This is a genomic window from Bradyrhizobium valentinum, assembly GCF_001440405.1.
Lineage (GTDB): Bacteria > Pseudomonadota > Alphaproteobacteria > Rhizobiales > Xanthobacteraceae > Bradyrhizobium > Bradyrhizobium valentinum.
In genome coordinates this window covers 16,317-19,391 of sequence record NZ_LLXX01000128.1, presented here as the reverse complement: position 1 = coordinate 19,391, position 3,075 = coordinate 16,317, and the positions used below count along the sequence as shown (strand labels likewise).

The window sequence follows — 3,075 nt, the reverse complement described above, 5'->3', positions numbered from 1 at the left end:
CGCTGAGCAGCTCGGCATCGATCCTGATCACCCGGATTCCTTTGCCTTCTTGGCGAACGGCCAGGCCTATGTAAAATCCGAAGCCGTGCTGCGCATTGCGCGCGAGCTTCCGCGTTGGCAGTGGACATCGGTCTTCCAATTCGTCCCACGGGTGATCCGCGACGCGATCTATGATTTGGTCGCGCGCAACCGCTATCGCTGGTTTCGGCCGTCGTGACGCTTGCATCCTGCCGATTGCGGATCGTTCGTGGCCATCGTGAACCGCCCCGAGACTGCGGGACGATGGCGCCCGACGCTGGTTGGCTGCGGCCGCCATGACGAAGGAAGCAGCGCTACTGCAATTCAACTCAGTCCCTGTCACCGTAAGCACAATCTGCCGGATCAGATTGGTGTGCGCCCAAGCTCGGATCGAAGCGGAATAGCGTAGAGCAATAGGGGCAGACGATCTCACTGGCATCGCCCATCTTGAGGTAGATGTGTGGGTGATCTTGCGGCGGTTTATCCCCAATGCACTTGAACTCGCGGCAGCCAATGCGCACGATCGGCACCCCGACTTCATTATGAAACTTCGGATAACTTTCCATCTGCAGCGCGCGGCTTAGGCGCCCGATCGATGATGCAAAGTGCCGTGCATGGATCGTCGAGCGAGGGCTGGATCAGCACCCGGTGAGCGGCGCCCCTCTCGCGTCGTTCGGTTGCCGTAAAACGTAGTCAGGGGTCGCGACTAGCCGCGGGCGAATCGTTGTCGGACATTTCCCCTTCGCCTTCAGCACCAGCTCTCAAGCCGACAATAATGCTGAACCACATCAATCCCGATGACTAGCGGAATAGAAGCGCCTTAGGCCGAACCAATTGAAGCCGGTCGGCTTTGTTGTCGCCTTTAGAACTTCAGTCCAGCGTTTTGGAGATCGATCACGGTGCGTTTCCCAGACCGCGCACACTGAATGAGTTCGTCTGCAATTCGCTTGCGAAGTTCAGTGCTGTCCTTATCCGCAGGAATCTTTTTGCAAACGTAATCCAGAGCAGCCGTCATATTGGCAATCGTATTCTGATCGAACTCAGTAAGCATATTGCTCTCGATTGGTTAGCCGGCGATTCGCGCCAGGCCGCTGATCCATGCTAAAATTTGATCGGCGATTTCCGGTCGAATGATAGAACCTCATTGAAGCTTTTCGGTCCATACCGCCTGCCGTCGGAGTCCGCTATGTGGACGTCCCATCCTGTCTTCAGAAGGGTGTTCGCCTTAGAAGCGCCGGTACTTCTCGCAGTCCAATCCCGACTGTCTCGGCATTCCTGAAAATCGGCCTCGATTCGGTTTGACGAACAGGAGCGGGGCTACCCGCTCCGCTGATGACGGAGTCGTCGTTACGGGTCCGCGTGACGATGCTCGCATGAAACTATGCGGCGCGGGTTTTGTTTTTTCCCGATCGGGCGACCTTTGCCTTTTTGGCGGATTTCGTCGCAACCAATCTCGTGTCGGTGGGCGCTGCGGCGTCAGCGTTGCTGCCTGAGTTTTCAACTGATGTCGTGAGAATTTCGCGTTGAGCATTGAGCCAATAGATGTCTGCCTGGCCCTCGGGTTCACCATCGGCGATCCAGAGGTGGTAGGCACGTTCGCGAATGGCCTCTTCCAGATTTGGCATGGGATTCTCCTTTCATGATGCGCCCAGCCCCGGCAGGCAAAGTCTTGCTCCTGTAAAGTTAACGAAATCTTAACCGCTGGTGTCGGTTGGATTGCCTGGTCAGATTGCGATCACCAGGTCTCTTTGAAGCGCGTCAAGATCGCGGCGGCGGGCGAGGGACGAGGCTGCCGCCGCCCGGCAGCGCGATCGGCTCTTCGAACTTGCGGCCCCACCCTGATGAACGCTCTGGCATCTCCTCGTCCCGGGGGTATCCAACCCGAGGCGCAAGGGGTTGAATCAGGTTGGCGTCTATTTCCTCAGACCGGGCGAAAAGAAGAAATCCTAAGAGGACGTGCGCATATTTCGCGCCGCCAAAATGGGCGCCAACGGAGCGGCGGCCGACGTCGATCATCTCAAAAGCGGCGCCAACGTGCCTCCAGCCCGGCACGGAGCCAAAACCATTCCAGTCGCTGGTTGGGATTTGAGAGCAACAGACAATAGGTGGAGAAGGTCGCCTGAACAGGTAGGATGATGCACTGAACTGCCTGCGATTCGGAGGGGCCATGACCAAGCCGCGGCCAAGAACCGGTAACCTCTTAGCGATGCGTGCAGAGACCGGAGAGAAAGTCGAGAAAATTCCAGCCGCGCGTTTCCCGGTTCAACACGAAATCCAGCAACTGCAAAAGGAATTGAGCGATTTTAACGAGCGAATCATAGAATTGGAAAATGAAGGCCATCGCGGCCATGCGATGGAAGTGTTGAAGGCAAAGGCAATAGACTTTGCACGGCAGATCGATGAACTTCGCTGCTTGCTAGTCGAACCGCTTCCGAAAGATTAGGACCTGCAATCAGCCAGGTCATGCTGGGCACCGACAACTTCCACGAACGCCGATACGTCATGTATTCACGCCGGCGAAGCTGAGGATCAGCAAGAGACGAGATTGCTATTCGAGAATCCGGGGCGGATTTTTTCATACGTGTCTCACGTAAAGCAAAACCCCGCCGGTCTGGGTAAGACGGCAGGGGTTCTTGCGGGTGGATGGTGCGGGGCTAGGGGAGGTTGCTCCTAGGTGTCGCGCCACGGACCTACTCGACGAGCAAACGTCTTACATCAGGTTCCCACAAGGCGATTTTCTGAGCAGTTGGTCTGAACTGCATACTCGAAGGCAGCTCCTTCAGGATCGTTTTCCTCGAACTATTCTGGGCCGCGTCCTGGCTCCAAAGACCTTCAGGTGATCGCGGTCACCAACCTGCTTGGCGTTTTCGACGTAGATCCAGACGGTCATGATTGGTCCCTCTTGAGCTTCCGCTTCCCCCAATGGGTATCCTTGCGCTCGGGATTGAATTCCCGAACGATGTGACGGTTGAGCGCCTTCATGACCCCGATCCGCGCCATCATCGCCAGAACGCCCGCGTATCAAGAGCCGCCTTACATTCGGTTTGGAATGCCCCG

At 56.7% G+C, this 3,075-nt stretch carries 4 protein-coding genes; 2 read left to right on the top strand and 2 right to left on the bottom strand.

Annotation, left to right across the window (positions count from 1 at the left end):
• On the top strand, positions 1-217 hold a 217-nt coding region (locus tag CP49_RS46210), incomplete at its 5' end, for a thiol-disulfide oxidoreductase DCC family protein (RefSeq protein WP_197423182.1).
• A gap of 130 nt (positions 218-347) precedes the next feature.
• On the opposite strand, the gene CP49_RS43120 is transcribed toward CP49_RS46210, so the two are convergent.
• Both CP49_RS43120 and CP49_RS22180 read right to left on the bottom strand, forming a co-directional pair.
• The gene (locus CP49_RS43120; RefSeq protein WP_082646160.1) at positions 348-584 is read right to left on the bottom strand and encodes a zinc-finger domain-containing protein; all 237 of its coding nucleotides are present in this window, start codon (positions 582-584) and stop codon (positions 348-350) included.
• Positions 585-1,397: 813 nt separating this feature from the next.
• Positions 1,398-1,643 carry a DUF2934 domain-containing protein gene (locus tag CP49_RS22180; RefSeq protein ID WP_057852319.1) on the bottom strand — a complete coding sequence of 82 codons (246 nt, stop codon included), beginning with the start codon at positions 1,641-1,643 and terminating at the stop codon, positions 1,398-1,400.
• Positions 1,644-2,185: 542 nt separating this feature from the next.
• Here CP49_RS22180 and CP49_RS44950 point away from each other — a divergent pair.
• A complete protein-coding gene (locus tag CP49_RS44950) occupies positions 2,186-2,461 on the top strand; it encodes a hypothetical protein (RefSeq protein ID WP_156438577.1) in 276 nt (91 codons plus the stop codon).
• Positions 2,462-3,075: the final 614 nt, after the last annotated feature.

Bases quoted from the DNA above. Each gene is read 5' to 3' on its own strand.
- CP49_RS43120 (WP_082646160.1), bottom strand. From the start codon at position 584: ATGGAAAGTTATCCGAAGTTTCATAATGAAGTCGGGGTGCCGATCGTG.
- CP49_RS22180 (WP_057852319.1), bottom strand. From the start codon at position 1,643: ATGCCAAATCTGGAAGAGGCCATTCGCGAACGTGCCTACCACCTCTGG.
- CP49_RS44950 (WP_156438577.1), top strand. From the start codon at position 2,186: ATGACCAAGCCGCGGCCAAGAACCGGTAACCTCTTAGCGATGCGTGCA.